This is a genomic window from Bacillus sp. 5mfcol3.1 (assembly GCF_900114335.1).
Taxonomy (GTDB): domain Bacteria; phylum Bacillota; class Bacilli; order Bacillales; family Bacillaceae_G; genus Bacillus_A; species Bacillus_A thuringiensis_S.
The window spans coordinates 189,231-207,099 of sequence record NZ_FOST01000002.1 but is presented as its reverse complement, the minus strand read 5'-3'; the positions used below and the strand labels follow the sequence as shown (position 1 = coordinate 207,099).

Genomic DNA, 17,869 nt, shown 5'->3' with positions numbered 1-17,869 from the left:
ATGAACTCGAAAAGGAGATTAAAACAAAAAGCTTTGAGGAATTTCCCCAAAGCTTTTTATTTATTAGTAACGAATTAAGAAATATTTCTTCTTACCGCGGCGAATGATTGTAAATTTACCTTCGATGCGGTCGTTTTCTGTTACAACGTAGTCTAACGCTTGTGTACGCTCACCGTTTACGTAGATTGCGCCGTTCGTTACATCTTCACGTGCTTGACGTTTTGATGGAGAGATTTTGCTTTCTACAAGTAAGTCGATTAATACTGTATCTTCTACAGTACGTTCTACAGATGGTACGTCTTTGAATCCTTGTTCAATTTCGCTTGCAGTTAGTTCTGCTACAGAACCGCTGAATAGTGCAGCTGAAATTTTGATTGCTTGCTCTAATGCTTCTTCGCCGTGAACAAGTTTTGTCATTTCAGAACCTAATGCTTTTTGTGCTGCACGTTTTTCTGGCGCTTCAGCTACTTGCTTTTCAAGCTCAAGAATTTCTTCATGAGATAAGAATGTGAAGTATTTTAAGTATTTAACAACATCGCGGTCATCTGTGTTAATCCAGAATTGGTAGAACTCGTAAGGAGTTGTTTTCTCTGGGTCTAACCAAATTGCGCCACCTTCTGTTTTACCAAACTTCGTACCGTCAGATTTAGTAACAAGTGGAATTGTTAAACCGAATGCTTTCGCATCTTCCTCTGATTTACGGATTAATTCAAGACCAGCTGTAATGTTACCCCATTGGTCACTACCACCGATTTGCAGACGGCAATTATGGTGTTGGTATAAGTTTAAGAAGTCGTATGATTGTAAAATCATGTAACTGAACTCAGTGAATGAAATACCAGTTTCTAAACGAGATGCTACTGTATCTTTTGCTAACATATAGTTTAAACCGAAGTTTTTACCGATATCGCGTAAGAATGAAATTACATCTAAGTTACCAAGCCAGTCATAGTTGTTAGCCATTGTTGCTGGGTTGTCCACGTTTTCGAACTCTAAGAAGTTTGAAAGTTGGTTTTTAATGCTTTCTGTGTAGTAAGCAACTGTATCTTTCGTATTTAATGTACGCTCTGCTTTTTTACCACTTGGGTCACCAATCATACCAGTACCACCACCAACAAGTGCGATTGGTTGGTGACCAGCTAATTGGAAACGACGTAACATTAATACTGGTAACATATGACCGATGTGTAAGCTATCTGCTGTCGGATCGAAACCACAGTATAATTTAACGCTTTCTTTTTCTAATAATTGCTCAAGGCCCTCAGCATCTGTTTGCTGATTAATTAGACCGCGAAATTCAAGATCTTGTAAAATACCCATATCCTACATACTCTCCTTTAAGTTCATTACTGGCGTGAAGGTTGAAAACATAAAAAAATCGCCCCTTCAAATAAGGGACGATTTTGATTATCGCGTTACCACCCTAGTTGCAGGCAAAAAAGCCTACCACCTTATTTACATAACGGCTTAGCACCGTCTTTTCCCTTTTGAATACAATTCAATCGAAAAAAGATGCTCTAGGGGCGTAATTCGCGATCATCTATGTGCTGATTTTCACCGACCATCAGCTCTCTAAAACAGGGAAATGATCACTACTTCTCCCTTTCCACGCTCAATTATTCATATACTTTTCTTTATACCATCATTTATATAGGCGTGTCAAATAGAGGTCCGGTTTCTCTTCTTGTCAATCCTTTACAACGTCGCAAGAAGTAATTTATTAGACATAAAAAAGCCTCCCTCATCTATTCTTTCACAAATGTATACAGACGAGGAAGGCACTTCGTTCACATATTATTTTATTTTTTTAATAATCTTTGCGGGATTCCCGCCAACTACTACATTATTAGGTACATCTCTCGTTACGACAGCACCAGATGCGATCACCGCATTGTCTCCAATTGTTACACCTGGATTAATAATTGCTCTTCCGCCAATCCATACGTTATCGCCAATTGTAACTGGTTTTCCGTATTCTGATCCGCTTATGCGCTCTACTGGATCAAGCGGGTGTGTTGCTGTATAAATGTGAACACCTGGAGCTAACATACAGTTCACTCCGATTGTTACCGGGCATACGTCTAAAATTGTACAGTCAAAGTTCGCGTAAAAATTTTCGCCAACGTGAATGTTATAACCGTAATCACATCTAAAAGAAGATTCAAGATGAATATTATCTCCTGTCGTTCCAAATAATTCTTTTACGATTTCGCTACGCTCTTTTAATTGCTCTTCTGGCGTATCATTTAATTTTCTCGTTAATATACGTGCTTGCTCTCTTTCTTGTACTAAAACTGGATCAGCCGGTATGTACATTTCTCCTAGTATCATCTTTTCTTTTTCTGTTTTCATCATACTCCCCCCTTCAACTTATATATATAAGTTAATAATAACATAAAAAAAGGTCTGAACGTTGTTTCGTTCAGACCTTCCTCTCTTAATCTTCCATCGTTGATAAGTCACCTGTTGGTAAGTTTAACTCCCACGCTTTTAATACGCGGCGCATAATTTTACCACTTCTCGTTTTCGGTAATTTATCTCTAAATTCAATTTGCCTTGGCGCTGCATGAGCTGCTAGGCCTTTCTTTACAAATTGACGAATTTCTTCTTTTAATTCATCAGATGGTTCGTATCCTGCTCGAAGTGCGATAAATGCTTTAATAATTTCGCCGCGCACTGGATCAGGAATACCAATTACACCTGCTTCTGCAACAGCAGCATGCTCGATTAATTTACTTTCTACTTCAAACGGACCAACGCGCTCACCTGAAGTCATAATTACATCGTCAATACGTCCTTGGAACCAGAAGTATCCATCTTCATCCATATAGGCAGAGTCACCTGATACGTACCAATCTCCCGGCATGAAATAAGATTCATACTTTTGCTGGTTATTCCAGATCCCGCGCATCATAGATGGCCAACCTTTCGCAATTGCTAAGTTACCCATTGTGTATGGAGGAACTTCATTTCCTTCATTATCAACAATCGCTGCTTTCACACCTGGAATTGGTTTACCCATTGAGCCTGGGCGAATTTCCATACAAGGGTAGTTACAAATAACTTGTCCACCTGTTTCTGTCATCCACCACGTATCATGAATACGAAGTCCAAATGCATTCATACCCCAGCGAATTACTTCTGGATTTAACGGCTCACCAACGCTTAATACGTGACGAACTTGTGATAAGTCGTATTTTTTAATTGCGTCTTGTCCAGCTCCCATTAACATACGGAACGCTGTTGGTGCGCTGTACCAAACCGTCACACCGTAATCTTGCAGTGCTTCATACCAAGCTTCTGGACTAAAGCGTCCACCTAAAATAACATTTGACGCTCCAACTAACCACGGTGCGAAAATACCGTAAGCAGTTCCCGTTACCCAGCCCGGGTCAGCTGTGCACCAATATACGTCATCTTCTTTTAAATCTAATACCCATTTCGCCGTTTGATAATGCTGAACCATTGCATTTTGCGCATGAAGCACACCCTTTGGCTTACCAGTAGAACCAGACGTATAGTGAAGAATTAAACCATCTTCACGGCCTAACCATTCAATATGTAATTCTTTTGAAGCTTGTTCAAATAAAGGATTGAACGCTACCGTTTTACCGCCTTCTTCTACATTATCTCCAACAAGGAAAACTGTTTTTAAAGCAGGTAAATCATTTAATGGTACACGCTCTAATAACTCAGGCGTTGTAATTAACACCTTCGCTTCACTATCTTCTAAACGATCGCGAACCGCACCTTCCATAAATGCTTCAAATAACGGTCCAACAATTGCTCCTAATTTCACTGCACCTAAAAGTGCGAAATATAACTCTGGAGAACGTGGCATAAAAATAAAAACGCGATCGCCTTTTTCTACATCGCCATAATTTTTCAGGACATTCCCTGCTTTATTAGAAAAATCCTTCATTTCCTTAAATGTATATTTCTCTTTTCGCGATCCATCTTGATAATAAAGAGCTACTTTATTCTTTCGATCGGATTTCGCATGCTTATCAATTGCCTCATACGCCATATTTACTCGGCCTGTTTCATTCCAAGTAAAGTTTTTATTAACCTCTTCCCAGTTAAAATTCGCGTATGCCTCATCATAATTCGGCAAATTATTTTCTCCTTTAATGACAGGAAGCGTTTCTACTTTCATACTTTACATCCCCCTCCTATGTATTCTATTATCTATTATAATGATATTATTTAAAATTTTCAGTATATTTGTTGATTTTTAGACAAATTTTTAATGACAAAATTCGATTCACATCGCATATATTATAAAGTACGATATTAATAGATTCACAAACCCTCAAGGTGGTGAGCAATACATTGATTCATAAAAAAATATACAATGCTAGAAACTTAAAAACAGCGAAAGGCACTTTAATTATTGAAGGTCCTGTCTCTACACATAATCTTGAAATGTATGAATTTCATCCAGATTTAGTTGCATTTCGTCCTGCTGAACAGCAATATAAAGCAATTGTCGAAATTTCTAAATTACCAGAAGCTCGACTCATTATTGCTAGACATGACCAAATGATTGTTGGATATGTTACATATTTATATCCTGATCCACTTGAACGATGGTCAGAAGGAAAAATGGAAAACTTAATTGAGCTCGGGGCAATTGAAGTAGTCCCAGCCTTCCGCGGGAGTTCTGTCGGAAAGAACTTACTAGAGGTTTCTATGATGGACGATTATATGGAAGATTACATTATATTGACGACTGAATATTATTGGCACTGGGATTTGAAACAAACAGGATTGAATGTGTGGGAATACCGAAAAGTAATGGAAAAGATGATGAATGCCGGCGGGCTACAATGGATGGCTACAGACGATCCTGAAATTTGTTCACATCCCGCCAACTGTTTAATGGTCCGCATCGGTAAACGCGTTGATACGGATTCTATTCAAGCTTTTGATCGTCTACGTTTTCACAATCGTTTTATGTATTAATAAAGGGGGCAACTGGAATGATTGTAGAAGAAATTATGAATCAAAATGTAGTTACACTACATCCAAACGATACAATCGAAACAGCAATCCGAACGATTCGCACGAAAGGCATTCGGCACATTCCAATTGTCGATCAAAATAATCACGTCGTAGGCATTATTTCTGATCGGGATGTAAGAGATGCAAGTCCGTCTATTCTAGATGAACAAGTTTCACTCGATATGCTACAGCAACCGCTTGAACTTATTATGAAACATCCTGTAATGACTTGCCACCCTCTCGATTTCGTTGAGGAAATTGCTACTTTATTTTTTGAAAATAAAATTGGCTGCCTTCCTGTTACAAAGGCTGGTAAGTTAGTTGGTATCATCTCAGAATCTACAGTACTGCACACGTTAGTGAAATTAACAGGGGCACATCAACCGAGTTCACAAATTGAAATTCAAGTAAAAAACGAACCTGGTATTCTTGGAAAAGTCGTTGCTATTTTTAGTGATTTACAAATAAATATCGTGAGCGTTCTCGTCTATCCAGCAAAAGATGAGAATGATAAAGTACTTGTTTTCCGCATTCAAACGATGAATCCTCTAAAAGTGATTGATGCACTTGAAGCAGAAGGCTATCGCGTATTATGGCCGAACATCATGGGGATGCAAGCATGAGTAGCGCGTTTATTTATTCGGATGACTTTCGGGGCTATTCATTTAGCCCTGATCATCCTTTTAACCAACTGCGCGTCACACTTACGTATGATTTATTACAAAAGGGCGGTTTCATCTCTTCTTCCCAAATCATCTCACCACGGATGGCTACAGATGAAGAGATTGCCTACGTTCATACAGAGGAGTACATAAATGCGGTAAAACGTGCTGGAGAAGGAAAGTTAGAAAAATCAATTGCGATGACATATGGACTTGGAACAGAAGATACACCGATGTTTCCAAATATGCACGAAGCAAGCGCATTGCTCGTTGGTGGTACATTAACAGCTGTCGATGCTGTTCTTTCCGGAAAAGTAAAACACGCGCTTAACTTAGGAGGCGGCTTACATCATGGCTTCCGTGGTAAAGCATCTGGCTTTTGTATTTATAACGACAGTTCTATCGCAATGAAGTATATTCAGAAGAAATACGGTTTACGCGTCCTATATATTGATACAGACGCTCATCACGGTGATGGTGTACAGTGGTCATTTTATGATGACCCTAACGTATGCACCATTTCATTACATGAAACTGGTCGCTATTTATTCCCTGGAACTGGCGCTGTAAACGAACGTGGACAAGGTAATGGTTATAGTTATTCTTTTAACGTTCCACTCGATGCTTTTACAGAAGATGAATCGTTCTTAGAATCATATCGAACTGTTGTAAAAGAAGTTGCAGCGTACTTTAAACCGGATATTATTTTAACGCAAAATGGTGCTGACGCACATTATTATGACCCACTTACACACCTTTGTGCGACCATGAATATTTACCGCGAAATACCGAAACTCGCTCGTGAAATTGCTAATGAATATTGCGACGGTCGCTGGATCGCTGTCGGCGGTGGTGGCTATGACCATTGGCGCGTCGTTCCAAGAGCTTGGGCACTCATTTGGCTCGAAATGAACAACATCCAAAACATCTCAGGTTATCTCCCTCCAGAATGGATTGAAGCTTGGAAAGGACAAGCAGAAACAGAACTTCCCCTCACATGGGAAGATCCAGACAACATGTATAAACCTATCCCCCGTAAACCAGAAATTGAAGAAAAAAACGCATTAACTGTAGCGAAATCCCTTGAAATTATTCGGAATAATATGACAAAATCTTTGTACTAAACGAAAAGGAGGCTCGTTTTTGAATAGCCTCCTTTTATTTATTGTCGGTTTCTGTCGGTAAGTCGATATATTTTAATAATCGCTGATATATTTCGAGATGCGCCGATATATTTTCATTTCATAACAGCCTGGCCCAACTTTTATGAGAAAAGGTCGTGATATTATGTGGAAACGACAAATGATCCACACGAAACGTGGCACATTTGAACTCTTTACAAAAGGAGATGGCGAATCGCTTTGTATTACACATCACTATTCACAATTTAATGAAACTGGTGATTACTTTGCGGATGTTTTTACTGCTACGCATCGTGTATTTCTCATTAATTTACGAGATACTGGTAGCTCTGTAACCGCCCAGTCAGAAAACGAATTAAGCATGATTGAAACAATCCACGACTTGGAAGCCATACGAGAAGCATTACAACTTCCAACATGGCATTTCGCTGGCCATTCAACAGGTGGTATGCTTGGACTTTTATATGCGATTACATATACAAATTCCTTACAATCATTAGTCGTAGCAGGAGCTGCAGCAAGTAACTATACCGAAACACCATTTTGCATTTATCATCCCGAACATTCACAATTTCATTATATGCAAGAGCTCATCGAAAACTTAAAAAGCCCTCACCTTACAAGTGAAGAACGGAAAGAACTATCTACTAAGAGAACAAAATTATCATTGTATAAACCAGAAAACTACAACTCTTATTTTTGTAAACCAATCAAAAAAACAATGTCCGTTAGCCGGATGAATGCTTTCGTCAATGAATATCCTTCATTTGATTTAAGAGAGTATTTACCTTCCATCCAAACAAAGACACTTATTATATGCGGAAGATATGATGTACAGTGCCCAATTCAGTATTCTATCAAGATGCATGATGGGATACGTAATTCTATCTTCATTCCATTTGAAAACAGCAACCATTATCCTTTTTTAGAAGAGGCTACTCAGTTTACTTCTACTACTCAAACATTTTATAAATCGTTAGTACCGTTATTATTAAGAAAACCTAAACACTGACAAAAAGCTCACAGCCTCTATAAGACTATGAGCTTTTTTCAAAAGAAATATTTCACACTAAAAACAACTAAAAAAATACAAGAAATAACAACTAAACCCACATCAAGTAATACCGACTTTTTATCTCTATCTTTTAAACTTACCTTAGAGCTAGAAATGCTTTTAATTACCCAAAAGATCACAAAAAAGAACCAACCAAAATGATCATTCGTAGAATCTTCATCATAAAACATTTGTATTGCACCAATAATCAATAAGATAAGTACGATATTAGTTCCAATCTTTAAAGCCTTGTTTGATTTATTATCTTTTAATATATCCCCCAACATATAGCACGCCCCTCATGCTCTCCTCTGTTTTGTTTCTCTTTACATTTTAACATAAATTACCTATTCCTTCCTTTTCATTCGAATAACATACAAAAAAACCTGCCAATTACTCGGCAGGTTCCCTACACATTAAAACGATAACCAGCTCCCCATACTGTTTCAATATATTGCGGGTGGGCAGGATCTCTTTCAATTTTTTCACGTAGCTTTCTAATGTGGACGACAACAGTGGCTAAATCACCAGCGGAATCTAATCCCCAAATGCGTTCAAATAACTGTTCTTTATTTAATACTTGGTTTGGATGTGTTACAAAGAATGTTAATAAATCAAATTCCTTCGTTGTAAATGCCACTTCTTCATTGTTTATAAAAACTTTCCTCGATCGTTGATCGATAGAAATTCCGTGAATATATAACGTATCACGTTGCTTACTTACATTTCCTGATAATCTTTCATAACGGGCAATATGTGCTTTTACTCTTGCAACTAATTCGCTTGGACTAAACGGTTTCGTTATATAATCATCCGCTCCTAATCCGAGTCCGCGAATTTTATCTATATCTTCTTTTTTTGCTGAAACAAGTAGAATCGGAATATCTTTTACAGCACGTATTTGTTTACAAATTTCGAATCCGTTCATTTTCGGGAGCATAATATCTAAAATAATTAAATCATATTCTTCTTGCAGGGCTATTTGTAAACCTGTTTCTCCTGAATGCTCTACATCAACTTGGAAATCATTAATTTCTAAATAATCTCGCTGTAATTCTGCAATACTTACTTCATCTTCTATTAGTAAAATTCTTTTCAATTTACTCACCACATTCCTCTACTTTTTCCAATGAGAAGAAAATGCTTGTGCCTTTACCAAGCTCGCTTTCCGCCCAAATTTCCCCGCCATGTTCTTCAACAATTTGCTTCGCTATTGCTAAACCAAGTCCACTTCCACCTGTGCTAGAATTTCGCGATTGTTCTGCACGATAAAAACGTTCAAAGATATACGGTAGCGTATCAGATTCTATACCTGATCCATTGTCCATCACTTTCACAATAACTTTATTGTTATCACTCGATACTGTTACAGTAATTTTCTTCTCTTCTTTATCCATGTACTTCACACTATTATGAATTAAATTTGATATAACTCTATTTATCTTTTCGCAATCAGCCGTTACATATAATGGCGATGAATGTAATTGTAAGTTAACTTCTATACCTTCTTCACTTAAATCCATCTGCATCTCTTCTATTAATTCTTGCATAAACGTATTTAATTCAACTGTCTCAAATTGGAATGGAACTCGATTCAAATCGAGCTTTGAAAACAAAAAGAGTTCATCAATGAGTGTGTCCATATGTTTTGCCTTCGTGTGAATTGTCGTTAAATACTTATCCATTTTTTCTGGCGTATTTGCTACCCCGTCCTTTATTCCCTCTACATATCCGATAATAGATGTAATCGGTGTTTTTAAATCATGCGATATGTTTGAAATAAGTTCTTTTCGATTTTCTTCATACTGCGTTTGTACTTCAATCGATTCTTTTAACTTCTTCCTCATTTCCTCAAATCCTTGATTTAATTGACCTATTTCATCGTGCGATGTAACTGGCATTTGAAAATCTAAATTTCCTTCTTTAATTTTCTCTGTTGCGCCTTTCAATACAAAAATTGGTTTTATTACACTTCTTGAAACGAGATAACTTAATAATCCAATAAGTAAAATAGCTAATAGTAAAAGCGATACGAATAAGATTGGAAATAATTTTTGTGTAAGGTCTACAAATGAACTTTGCTTTTTTAGTACAAATATACTCCCTTCTTCTTTCTCTGCAAAATAAAAATCAAATTTTACATATCGATAAAATGTATCACCTAGTTCCGTTGTACCACGACTATTAATATTTGCTGCTTCAAATTTCGGAAGGGCTTCTGTTAAAGTCGAACTTTCAAAACCCTTTGTAGCATAAGAAATGTTTTCTCCCTTTCTTACAATTATTTTCACGCCTTCTTTTTCAATTGATGAAACGAACGATTCATCTAATAATTGAGATTGATGTTGCTTTGCCGCTAATTTTAATTCAAGATAGGCATTCTCTTCTTCTGGTGTAAGCGGCTTTTGAATGTAAGAACTTTTATAGAAATTTTTCACTGCTTCCAAGTCACCTGTTATCGAAAAAACAATTAAAAATCCCGCGACTAATATGAGCGTAATAGAAACGAGAATTACAGCAATATAAGAAAATAAAAACCTTGTTTTAATAGACATCATTTACATCCTCACTTTACCCATCCTTCATATTCATAAGCATAAAAATATATGTTCAAATACTCAAGCGATTTTATAGTAATTTTAGCGTCAGTTTATAAAAATTTAATGTTCCTATTTTACAGTTGAAATTAGGAGGTTGAAATTCCATGTTCAAAAAAACATTCAGTATGATATGTTGCGTAATTTTTTTACAAGGATGCTCGCAAGAACAAGAAGTAAAAAAGGAGATGATAAACATGGAGACTGCACTACTAGCAGCTACTGAAAAAAACGAAACGAATACTGTTATATCTTTACTAAAACAAGGCGCAAATATAAATGCGACGGATAGTCAAGGACGCACTCCGCTTATGATTGCTACATACAAAAATGATGTAAAAACCACAAAGGCACTTATCGAAGCTGGTGCTGACGTAAATATCCAAGATGACATGAAAAATAATCCCTTTCTATACGCCGGTGCGGAAGGTTACTTAGACATTTTAAAATTAACAATTGATGCTGGTGCAGATCCTACGATTACAAATCGTTACGGCGGAACAGCTCTTATCCCAGCCTCAGAACAGGGCTATATTGACGTTATAAAAGAACTCCTCACTCGAACAAATATTGATGTAAATCATGTAAATAACCTGGGATGGACAGCTTTAATGGAAGCCATCGTACTAAGTAACGGAAACGAAACACAGCAACAAGTCATTCGCCTTCTTATTGAGCACGGTGCAGATGTAAATATTCCAGACAATGATGGTGTTACCCCGCTAGAGCATGCTCGCACTTATCACTTTGAAGAGATAGAGAAGATTTTGTTAGAAGGCCGTAAGTAAAAAGCTAATTTTTGCCTTCCTCCCCCACCCTATGCTACATTTAAGCCGTTACATTAATATTAATAGGGTGGGATTAAAAATGAACAAACCTAAAATTGGGATGATTGGACTTGGAAGTATTGCGCAAAAGGCCTATCTTCCAACACTTACAAAAGAAACAGATTGGAACTTTGTAGGGGCGTTTACACCTAACGAGGAGAAAAGAAAACAAGTTTGCCAGCAATACCGGATTCAAGACTTTCATTCTATTGAAATGTTAGCTTCGGAATGCGATGCAATCTTCGTGCATAGTTCAACTGCATCACATTATGAAATCGTTTCTGAACTTCTGAAAAAAGGGATCGACGTTTATGTTGATAAGCCGCTAGCAGCTACAGTGGAACAAGCTGAGCAACTAGTCGAGTTGAGCGAGAAATATAACCGAAAATTAATGGTCGGATTTAATCGCAGATTCGTTCCTATGTATGTCGCTGCCAAAGAACAGGCTAATGATATTTCATGGATTCGAATTGAAAAGCATCGCACAAATAAAGTCGGGCCATATACGTACGATTTCACTATGTTAGATGATTATTTACACATTGTAGATACAGCTCGCTGGTTAGCTAATAATGACCTTAACGTCGTTCACAATATGATGCAAATCAATGAAAAGAATGAACTTCTTTACGGACATCATACATATACAACTCCAAGTGGACTGTTACTTTCTACTGCAATGCATCGCCATGCCGGTACAAATTTAGAACAAATTGAACTTGTAACGCCAGGGAAAATCATTCGCGTAAAAAATATGAACACATTTGAAATTGAACAGGAAAACTCAGTTTCACAAAGCGGTTCCCCATCATGGGATACAACGTTAAAACAACGTGGTTTTGAAGATGCTGTTCATCATTTTATTGAATGTGTACACGGAGATACAAAGCCTGTTGTAGATGGATTAGAAGGATTAAAAACGCAGCAAATGCTACAATCTTTACTAGATGATGTAAACAAAAATTAAAACGGATACATTTTTCAGAATTTACTTTCATTCCCATTTCCTCTTTATTTCTCTCGTAAATTTCTATAGAATATGTTGATAGGAATTATAAATTTCATAATGAATCGTGGAAAGGATGGGATTAACACATGTGGAACGAGTTTAAAAAATTCGCATTCAAAGGTAATGTAATCGATTTAGCTGTCGGGGTTGTAATCGGTGCTGCATTCGGTAAAATCGTTAGTTCTTTAGTAAAAGATATCATCACACCATTACTTGGTATGGTATTAGGTGGCGTTGACTTTACAGATTTAAAAATTACATTCGGTAAATCATCTATTATGTATGGTAACTTCATCCAAACTATTTTTGATTTCTTAATTATTGCAGCTGCTATCTTTATGTTTGTTAAAGTTTTCAACAAACTAACATCTAAAAGAGAAGAAGAAAAAGAGGAAGAACTTCCAGAACCAACAAAAGAAGAAGAACTTCTTGGCGAAATTCGCGACTTACTAAAACAGCAAAACTCTTCTAAAGATAGAGCATAATTGAACGGATAAAAAGGCATGTCCCTCGGGACATGCCTTTTCTATATGCTATAACGTTTCCGAATTCATATGAATAAATAAAATAATACCAGCAACCATAAGTACCATAATGCTACCTGCAAATAGTGTAATACCAATAAACATTAAACTTGTGCTCATATCTACTGATACACTTTCAATAAAAATAGAAATTACATACGTGATAAGGGCAATTCCTGCAAGAATACTTCCTGGAACAAATCGCTTTAAGCCATTTTGTTTTAACGTCATATATGCAAAAATAGCAGTCATACAAAGCGTAATTATCCAAAGAACGATCATCTCTTCTCCCCCCTCACAAGCCTTTTCTTTCTATTATACATGACATTGCCCTATAATAGGTAAATTTGCACTTATGTGACATATAACAAGGAATCATACAATTTATAGAGAAATCTTCTAAATAAGCTATAAACTAGGGAGAATTTCAATTGGAAGATGATATTGTAGGATATTTTAAACAAGTAGAGTGATTCGATTAAATTACAATTGACTTAGGCAAAGATGAAACCATTATTACTGGCCATGTGAAACAATATGACCCTTCTAAATTTGAACAGTTAATACAAAGTTTTAAAACGCACTGCCCAAACATGCCTTGAACATAATTTACGAAGCGCTGAAAACTTTTTGCATTTTGGAAAAGAAATTGACCACTAGGAAAATATGGATATTTTTCATATAAATTGATATAATTACCATATACAAATATTCTTTGTAAGGGAGTGTTCATAATGATTTGGATTTCACTAATCGTATTAGCTTATTTCATCATTCTCGTCCCAATACAGTACAACTACATTAAAATGCTCAAAGAAAAACAGAAAAAAATGAATGTCTCACAAAACGAACTATATGACAACATGTCTTATGAAGAATCCCAAGTACATTACCATTATCAAAGTAACGTATTTACAATACCTGCTTCGCTTGTCGCAAGTATTATTTATAAAGTGAAACATGCAGCATAATGTGTACGCTGTAAAATTATTGTTTGAGTCTGTTCATACTGGTGAGCCTGATCCTACGAAAATTGATGAGGATTATGAAGAGAATCACGATACACTTTTTGAAGAAAGTATTATTCTTGTTAAGGCAAACAGTTTAGAAGAAGCTCATGAACTAGGTGAAAAGATAGCTATACAATCGGAGCACACATACGATAATATGTATGATGAGCAAATCACATGGACGTTCCGAAAAGTGTTACATGTGTTTGAATTAGACGATACGCCATTTGAAACTGGAAAAGAATTGTACGCAAGATTTTTACACGTTAAGAAAAATGAAAATGTAGATACAGTAATTGAAAAATATTATCCTGAATATGAATAAAAGCTCACAGCAATCGCTGTGAGCTTTTTTATACTTACTTCGTTGAATCTCTAAATTGGATACGGTGAGGTAAGATAACAGTGTGATCTTCCACTTTTTCTTTGTTCATATACTTTGTTAATAGACGCATTGCTACTGCACCGATATCATACATCGGTTGTACAACTGTTGAAAGTTGCGGACGAACCATTAATGCAAGGCGTGTATTATCGAAACCAAGTACTTCTACATCAGTTGGTACGTTTAATCCAGCGTCTTGTGCTGCATGGATTACACCTAGTGCCATTTCATCAGAAGATACGAAGATTGCTGTTGGCTTTTCATCATTGCTCCAAAGCTTTTCGAATGCTTCGATACCTGAGTCATATGTGTAATCTCCATCGATTACAAGATTTTCATCATATGAAATACCTTCTTCTTCTAAAGCTTTTTTATAACCTTGTAACTTCTTCGCGCTTCCCGCTTTATCAATGAATGGACCAGAGACGAAACCGATACGCTTATGTCCTTGCTCAATAAAGTGCTTCATTGCATCGTAAGCTGCTTGTGTATAATCAATATTTACTGATGGCGTTTCATTTTGCTCATCGAATGACGCTGCTAATACAATTGGTACTGGAGATTTTTTAAATTCTTCAATGTGAATGTCTGTAATATCTTCACCCATGAAAACAATTCCGTCCACTTGCTTTCCAAGCATCGTATTTAATAAATGGAACTCTTTCTCTTTGTTTTGGTCAGAGTTACTTAAAATGATGTTATATTTGTACATTGTTGCGATATCTTCAATTCCACGTGCAAGTTCTGCATAAAACGTATTTGAGATATCAGGAATAATAACACCTACTGTAGTTGTCTTCTTACTTGCTAGTCCACGTGCTACCGCATTTGGTCGGTACCCTAAACGATCAATTGCTTCTAATACTTTCTTTCTTGTTGTAGGCTTTACATTTGGGTTACCGTTCACAACGCGTGATACGGTAGCCATTGAAACGTTCGCTTCGCGCGCTACATCATAGATTGTTACGTTCATCTCATCGCACACTCCTTCTATTTTTGTTATCTATTTTTATGTATCGGTTACTTGAATGAAAAAAAGACATCAACTCTATTTGCAGATGCCACCAATCGTCCCGAGTTCTTCCTTTTACTAATGATACGATAAAAACGCAGGCTCATACAATATTTTCCCGCAAAAGTTTCGAAAAAATTCGCTTCTTTTCTCGTATTTTCGTATTTTTTATGAAAAAAGAGCATTTTTTGTAAAAAAATAGATGTTTCCTAAGTAGAAATCTTATTTTAAGCGGTACGATAGTAAATAAAATTTATATCGACGATTTTTCGAATATATGAACCGTAACTCGAAATATATCAGCGATTTTCCAAATATATCTACCACAACTCTAATTATATCAGCGATTTTTTAAATATATCAACTTACCAACAAAAATCGACAATGACAGTCTCTATACAGATGCCCCAAAACACCTTATTGGAACAGCTCATTAAAAGTTTTTATAATTTACTTCCAAATGATTTTAATTCATTCATAAAATCATTGAACTGCGGAATATTCATTTGCTGCGCCTCATCTGATAAAGCTACAGCGGGATTTGGATGTACTTCAGCCATAATTGCGTCTGCACCAATTGCCATCGCTGCTTTTGCAGTTGATAAGAGAAGGTCACGTCGCCCTGTAGAATGCGTTACATCGACAACAACAGGTAATGTGTTTCTTTCTTTAAAATCGGTACAGCGGAAATATCAAGCGTCTTACGCGTCACTCTTTCATACGTGCGAATACCTCGTTCACATAAAATAATGTTCCCATTTCCCTTTGCCATAATATATTCTGCCGCATTAATGAATTCTTCAATCGTTGCTGATAGACCACGTTTTAATAATACTGGTTTATTTACAGCACCAGCTGCCCTTAGCAAATCAAAGTTTTGCATATTGTGAGTGCCAATTTGAATAACATCAACGTAATCTAATGACATCTCAATATCATTTGGATTTAAAATTTCACTAATAACAGCCAAATCATATTTATCTGCTACTTGGCGTAAAATTTGTAATCCTGCTAATCCAAGACCTTGAAAATCATACGGTGAAGTATGTGGCTTGAAAGCACCACCACGCATTAATTTCAACAATCGTATCTTCTATTTTTTCTTACAAGACACAAGTAGTGCTTTACGATGATCCTCTTCTTGTAACTCTAAGCCAACTTGAAAAATTTGTTTGAAAATATGTTGTAAAGTCGAAGTTTCAAATGGACCATTATTATTCTCTACAATTAAATCCAGCATATTTCTTTCACGTACAGGATCAAAACGTTTCACACCTTATACTTCTTTTAAAGTACCAACTTCTTGTACGAGACGACCTCTTTCGTTTAATAACTCTAATATTTGTAAATTAAGTTGATCAATTTCAGAACGTAAACGACCTAATTGTTGTGATGCCATAAAAAAGCCACATCTTTCAAATTCCTATATATTACTTTTTAAGATAACTTATTATAGTTGATACATATACGATTGTCACACGATATACAGCAATGAATTATCATCAAAAAACATTGTATATTTTCATTTAAAATAAAAAAAAGACAGTTTACATACTGTCTTTTTTACAAGAAGGAAACAAACGGTTTATCACTGTTTTTCTCTTTTATAATAACGGCCTCAATTTTACTCTCGGACTTGATCTGTAATTGTACTTTCGCATCTTTAGGCAATTTGTCCAACATACCTTGCGCAGCCAATTGGGTAAGAGCCATTAATTCTGTTTTACCGTTATATTTAATAACAATATTCATATTTAATGTATCCATTTGATCTTTCTTATAAGAAACTTTTGCGTTGACTGGAATAAAATCTCCAGTAGAAAAACCTTTTATTTCCTTAGCAAAGTTAGTTATTTTTGTATTATCTTCTCCATGTGCTTGTGTAAATTCATCAGAAGGATATGAATACGACTTTTCATCAATTGTACTCCAATTTCCAAGGTTCGTATCATTTTTTTGAACAGTAGCACTAGCAATATACGTACCATTTTTTAAAGAACTTGTACTTTCTTGCTTAAAGATAGCAAACGTAATTGGAGATTTGTTATATTTATCATTTTTGTTAATAGCTTCAATAAGTTGTTTAGCAACTTCAGACCCTTTAGACATAGCTTCTTCATTCGATACACTTGAAGACATAGCTAAGCCAATCATAACACCAGATAAACTTAATTCATTTGAATTCTGTTTTCCGAAATAGTCTTGTTCTATAATATTCGTCAAAACTGGCGCTTCTACTTTCGCAACTAGTTCATCAACTAGTTTCTCTGGAATATACTGATTTAATTGCAGTACGTGGCTCTCTGTATCAAATTGCTGCGTTGCAATATTTATTAAACCATTTTCATACTCTGCTAAATCTAATTTAGAATTTGTTTTTATATTAGCTGTATTAATAACCTTTTGTTCTTTTAAAGGAATAACAGTTCTATAATAATCTTTAGAAACAGCAGTTCTCGGAATCATACTTTTTTCTTTTGTATCTTTTTGTATAACTTCATCCTTCTTACTAATCGTATTACTATTGTTACTACAAGCTCCCAGTAATAAACTTACGACTGCGAAGGATAATGCCATTTTCTTCATTACTTAAAACCTACTTTCAACAATCTAGTTATTTAGTTTGAACTATTAATAGTGTAC

20 protein-coding genes, 1 pseudogene and 1 other annotated feature are annotated in these 17,869 nt (G+C 35.9%); of the genes and pseudogenes, 9 read left to right on the top strand and 12 right to left on the bottom strand.

Translation table 11 applies throughout. From position 1 onward, the window contains the following. Positions 1-63: 63 nt before the first annotated feature. The 3 genes from tyrS to acsA form a co-directional block, all read right to left on the bottom strand. Complete coding sequence (gene tyrS, locus BM089_RS10275) at positions 64-1,320, bottom strand: tyrosine--tRNA ligase (protein ID WP_090976888.1); 1,257 nt, start codon at positions 1,318-1,320, stop codon at positions 64-66. A gap of 70 nt (positions 1,321-1,390) precedes the next feature. After that, positions 1,391-1,618, bottom strand: a binding site (T-box leader). Positions 1,619-1,794: 176 nt separating this feature from the next. Next, positions 1,795-2,355: a maltose acetyltransferase domain-containing protein gene (locus tag BM089_RS10270; RefSeq protein WP_075718471.1), complete on the bottom strand. Its 561-nt coding sequence runs from the start codon at positions 2,353-2,355 to the stop codon at positions 1,795-1,797. A gap of 82 nt (positions 2,356-2,437) precedes the next feature. Further along, positions 2,438-4,156: an acetate--CoA ligase gene (acsA, locus tag BM089_RS10265; protein WP_000862049.1), complete on the bottom strand. Its 1,719-nt coding sequence runs from the start codon at positions 4,154-4,156 to the stop codon at positions 2,438-2,440. A gap of 176 nt (positions 4,157-4,332) precedes the next feature. On the opposite strand from acsA, the gene acuA reads away from it, so the two are divergent. The 4 genes from acuA (at position 4,333) to BM089_RS10245 (ending at position 7,820) form a co-directional block, all read left to right on the top strand. Further along, positions 4,333-4,965: an acetoin utilization protein acetyltransferase AcuA gene (acuA, locus tag BM089_RS10260; protein WP_000581393.1), complete on the top strand. Its 633-nt coding sequence runs from the start codon at positions 4,333-4,335 to the stop codon at positions 4,963-4,965. A 17-nt stretch (positions 4,966-4,982) separates the two neighbouring features. Then, positions 4,983-5,627 carry an acetoin utilization AcuB family protein gene (locus BM089_RS10255; protein WP_000634583.1) on the top strand — a complete coding sequence of 215 codons (645 nt, stop codon included), beginning with the start codon at positions 4,983-4,985 and terminating at the stop codon, positions 5,625-5,627. Next, on the top strand, positions 5,624-6,790 hold the full coding sequence (gene acuC / locus BM089_RS10250) for an acetoin utilization protein AcuC (protein WP_082187973.1): 1,167 nt from the start codon (positions 5,624-5,626) through the stop codon (positions 6,788-6,790). Before BM089_RS10255 ends, acuC begins: the two co-directional genes overlap by 4 nt. A 163-nt stretch (positions 6,791-6,953) precedes the next feature. Continuing rightward, positions 6,954-7,820: an alpha/beta fold hydrolase gene (locus BM089_RS10245; protein ID WP_090976886.1), complete on the top strand. Its 867-nt coding sequence runs from the start codon at positions 6,954-6,956 to the stop codon at positions 7,818-7,820. A 38-nt stretch (positions 7,821-7,858) separates the two neighbouring features. On the opposite strand, the gene BM089_RS10240 is transcribed toward BM089_RS10245, so the two are convergent. The 3 genes from BM089_RS10240 to BM089_RS10230 all read right to left on the bottom strand — a co-directional run bounded on the left by BM089_RS10240 (position 7,859) and on the right by BM089_RS10230 (position 10,417). After that, the gene (locus BM089_RS10240; protein WP_090976884.1) at positions 7,859-8,149 is read right to left on the bottom strand and encodes a hypothetical protein; all 291 of its coding nucleotides are present in this window, start codon (positions 8,147-8,149) and stop codon (positions 7,859-7,861) included. A gap of 122 nt (positions 8,150-8,271) precedes the next feature. Then, complete coding sequence (locus BM089_RS10235) at positions 8,272-8,961, bottom strand: response regulator transcription factor (RefSeq protein WP_090977622.1); 690 nt, start codon at positions 8,959-8,961, stop codon at positions 8,272-8,274. Between the two features lies 1 nt (position 8,962). After that, complete coding sequence (locus tag BM089_RS10230) at positions 8,963-10,417, bottom strand: HAMP domain-containing sensor histidine kinase (RefSeq protein WP_000023857.1); 1,455 nt, start codon at positions 10,415-10,417, stop codon at positions 8,963-8,965. Between the two features lie 149 nt (positions 10,418-10,566). Between BM089_RS10230 and BM089_RS10225 the strand changes: the two genes are divergently transcribed. The 3 genes from BM089_RS10225 to mscL all read left to right on the top strand — a co-directional run bounded on the left by BM089_RS10225 (position 10,567) and on the right by mscL (position 12,780). Next, the gene (locus BM089_RS10225) at positions 10,567-11,247 is read left to right on the top strand and encodes an ankyrin repeat domain-containing protein (RefSeq protein ID WP_016512237.1); all 681 of its coding nucleotides are present in this window, start codon (positions 10,567-10,569) and stop codon (positions 11,245-11,247) included. A gap of 79 nt (positions 11,248-11,326) precedes the next feature. Further along, positions 11,327-12,253 (top strand): Gfo/Idh/MocA family protein, encoded by a 927-nt coding sequence (locus BM089_RS10220; protein WP_090976882.1) that lies wholly within the window; start codon positions 11,327-11,329, stop codon positions 12,251-12,253. A 128-nt stretch (positions 12,254-12,381) separates the two neighbouring features. Further along, on the top strand, positions 12,382-12,780 hold the full coding sequence (gene mscL / locus BM089_RS10215) for a large-conductance mechanosensitive channel protein MscL (protein WP_000267003.1): 399 nt from the start codon (positions 12,382-12,384) through the stop codon (positions 12,778-12,780). A gap of 48 nt (positions 12,781-12,828) precedes the next feature. On the opposite strand, the gene BM089_RS10210 is transcribed toward mscL, so the two are convergent. Then, the gene (locus tag BM089_RS10210; RefSeq protein WP_000636589.1) at positions 12,829-13,101 is read right to left on the bottom strand and encodes a DUF3917 domain-containing protein; all 273 of its coding nucleotides are present in this window, start codon (positions 13,099-13,101) and stop codon (positions 12,829-12,831) included. Positions 13,102-13,553: 452 nt separating this feature from the next. Here BM089_RS10210 and BM089_RS10200 point away from each other — a divergent pair, with 452 nt between their 5' ends. Both BM089_RS10200 and BM089_RS10195 read left to right on the top strand, forming a co-directional pair. Continuing rightward, positions 13,554-13,790 carry a DUF3949 domain-containing protein gene (locus tag BM089_RS10200; protein ID WP_000637899.1) on the top strand — a complete coding sequence of 79 codons (237 nt, stop codon included), beginning with the start codon at positions 13,554-13,556 and terminating at the stop codon, positions 13,788-13,790. A gap of 1 nt (position 13,791) precedes the next feature. Then, positions 13,792-14,154, top strand: a complete 363-nt coding sequence (locus tag BM089_RS10195; RefSeq protein WP_139213282.1) for a DUF4288 domain-containing protein — start codon at positions 13,792-13,794, stop codon at positions 14,152-14,154. Between the two features lie 34 nt (positions 14,155-14,188). Here BM089_RS10195 and ccpA read toward each other — a convergent pair whose 3' ends face one another. From ccpA to BM089_RS10165, 5 genes and pseudogenes are all read right to left on the bottom strand, one after another. Beyond that, the gene (gene ccpA, locus BM089_RS10190) at positions 14,189-15,187 is read right to left on the bottom strand and encodes a catabolite control protein A (protein ID WP_001103303.1); all 999 of its coding nucleotides are present in this window, start codon (positions 15,185-15,187) and stop codon (positions 14,189-14,191) included. A 482-nt stretch (positions 15,188-15,669) separates the two neighbouring features. Continuing rightward, positions 15,670-16,298: pseudogene (locus BM089_RS10180) on the bottom strand (bifunctional 3-deoxy-7-phosphoheptulonate synthase/chorismate mutase). 21 nt (positions 16,299-16,319) lie between these two features. After that, positions 16,320-16,499 carry a chorismate mutase gene (locus tag BM089_RS31895; RefSeq protein WP_000819174.1) on the bottom strand — a complete coding sequence of 60 codons (180 nt, stop codon included), beginning with the start codon at positions 16,497-16,499 and terminating at the stop codon, positions 16,320-16,322. A gap of 3 nt (positions 16,500-16,502) precedes the next feature. Continuing rightward, entirely contained in the window at positions 16,503-16,625 is a 123-nt protein-coding gene (locus BM089_RS31890) for a chorismate mutase (protein WP_000168213.1), read from the bottom strand. 164 nt (positions 16,626-16,789) lie between these two features. Next, positions 16,790-17,812, bottom strand: a complete 1,023-nt coding sequence (locus tag BM089_RS10165; RefSeq protein WP_000738029.1) for a CamS family sex pheromone protein — start codon at positions 17,810-17,812, stop codon at positions 16,790-16,792. Positions 17,813-17,869 lie beyond the last annotated feature (57 nt).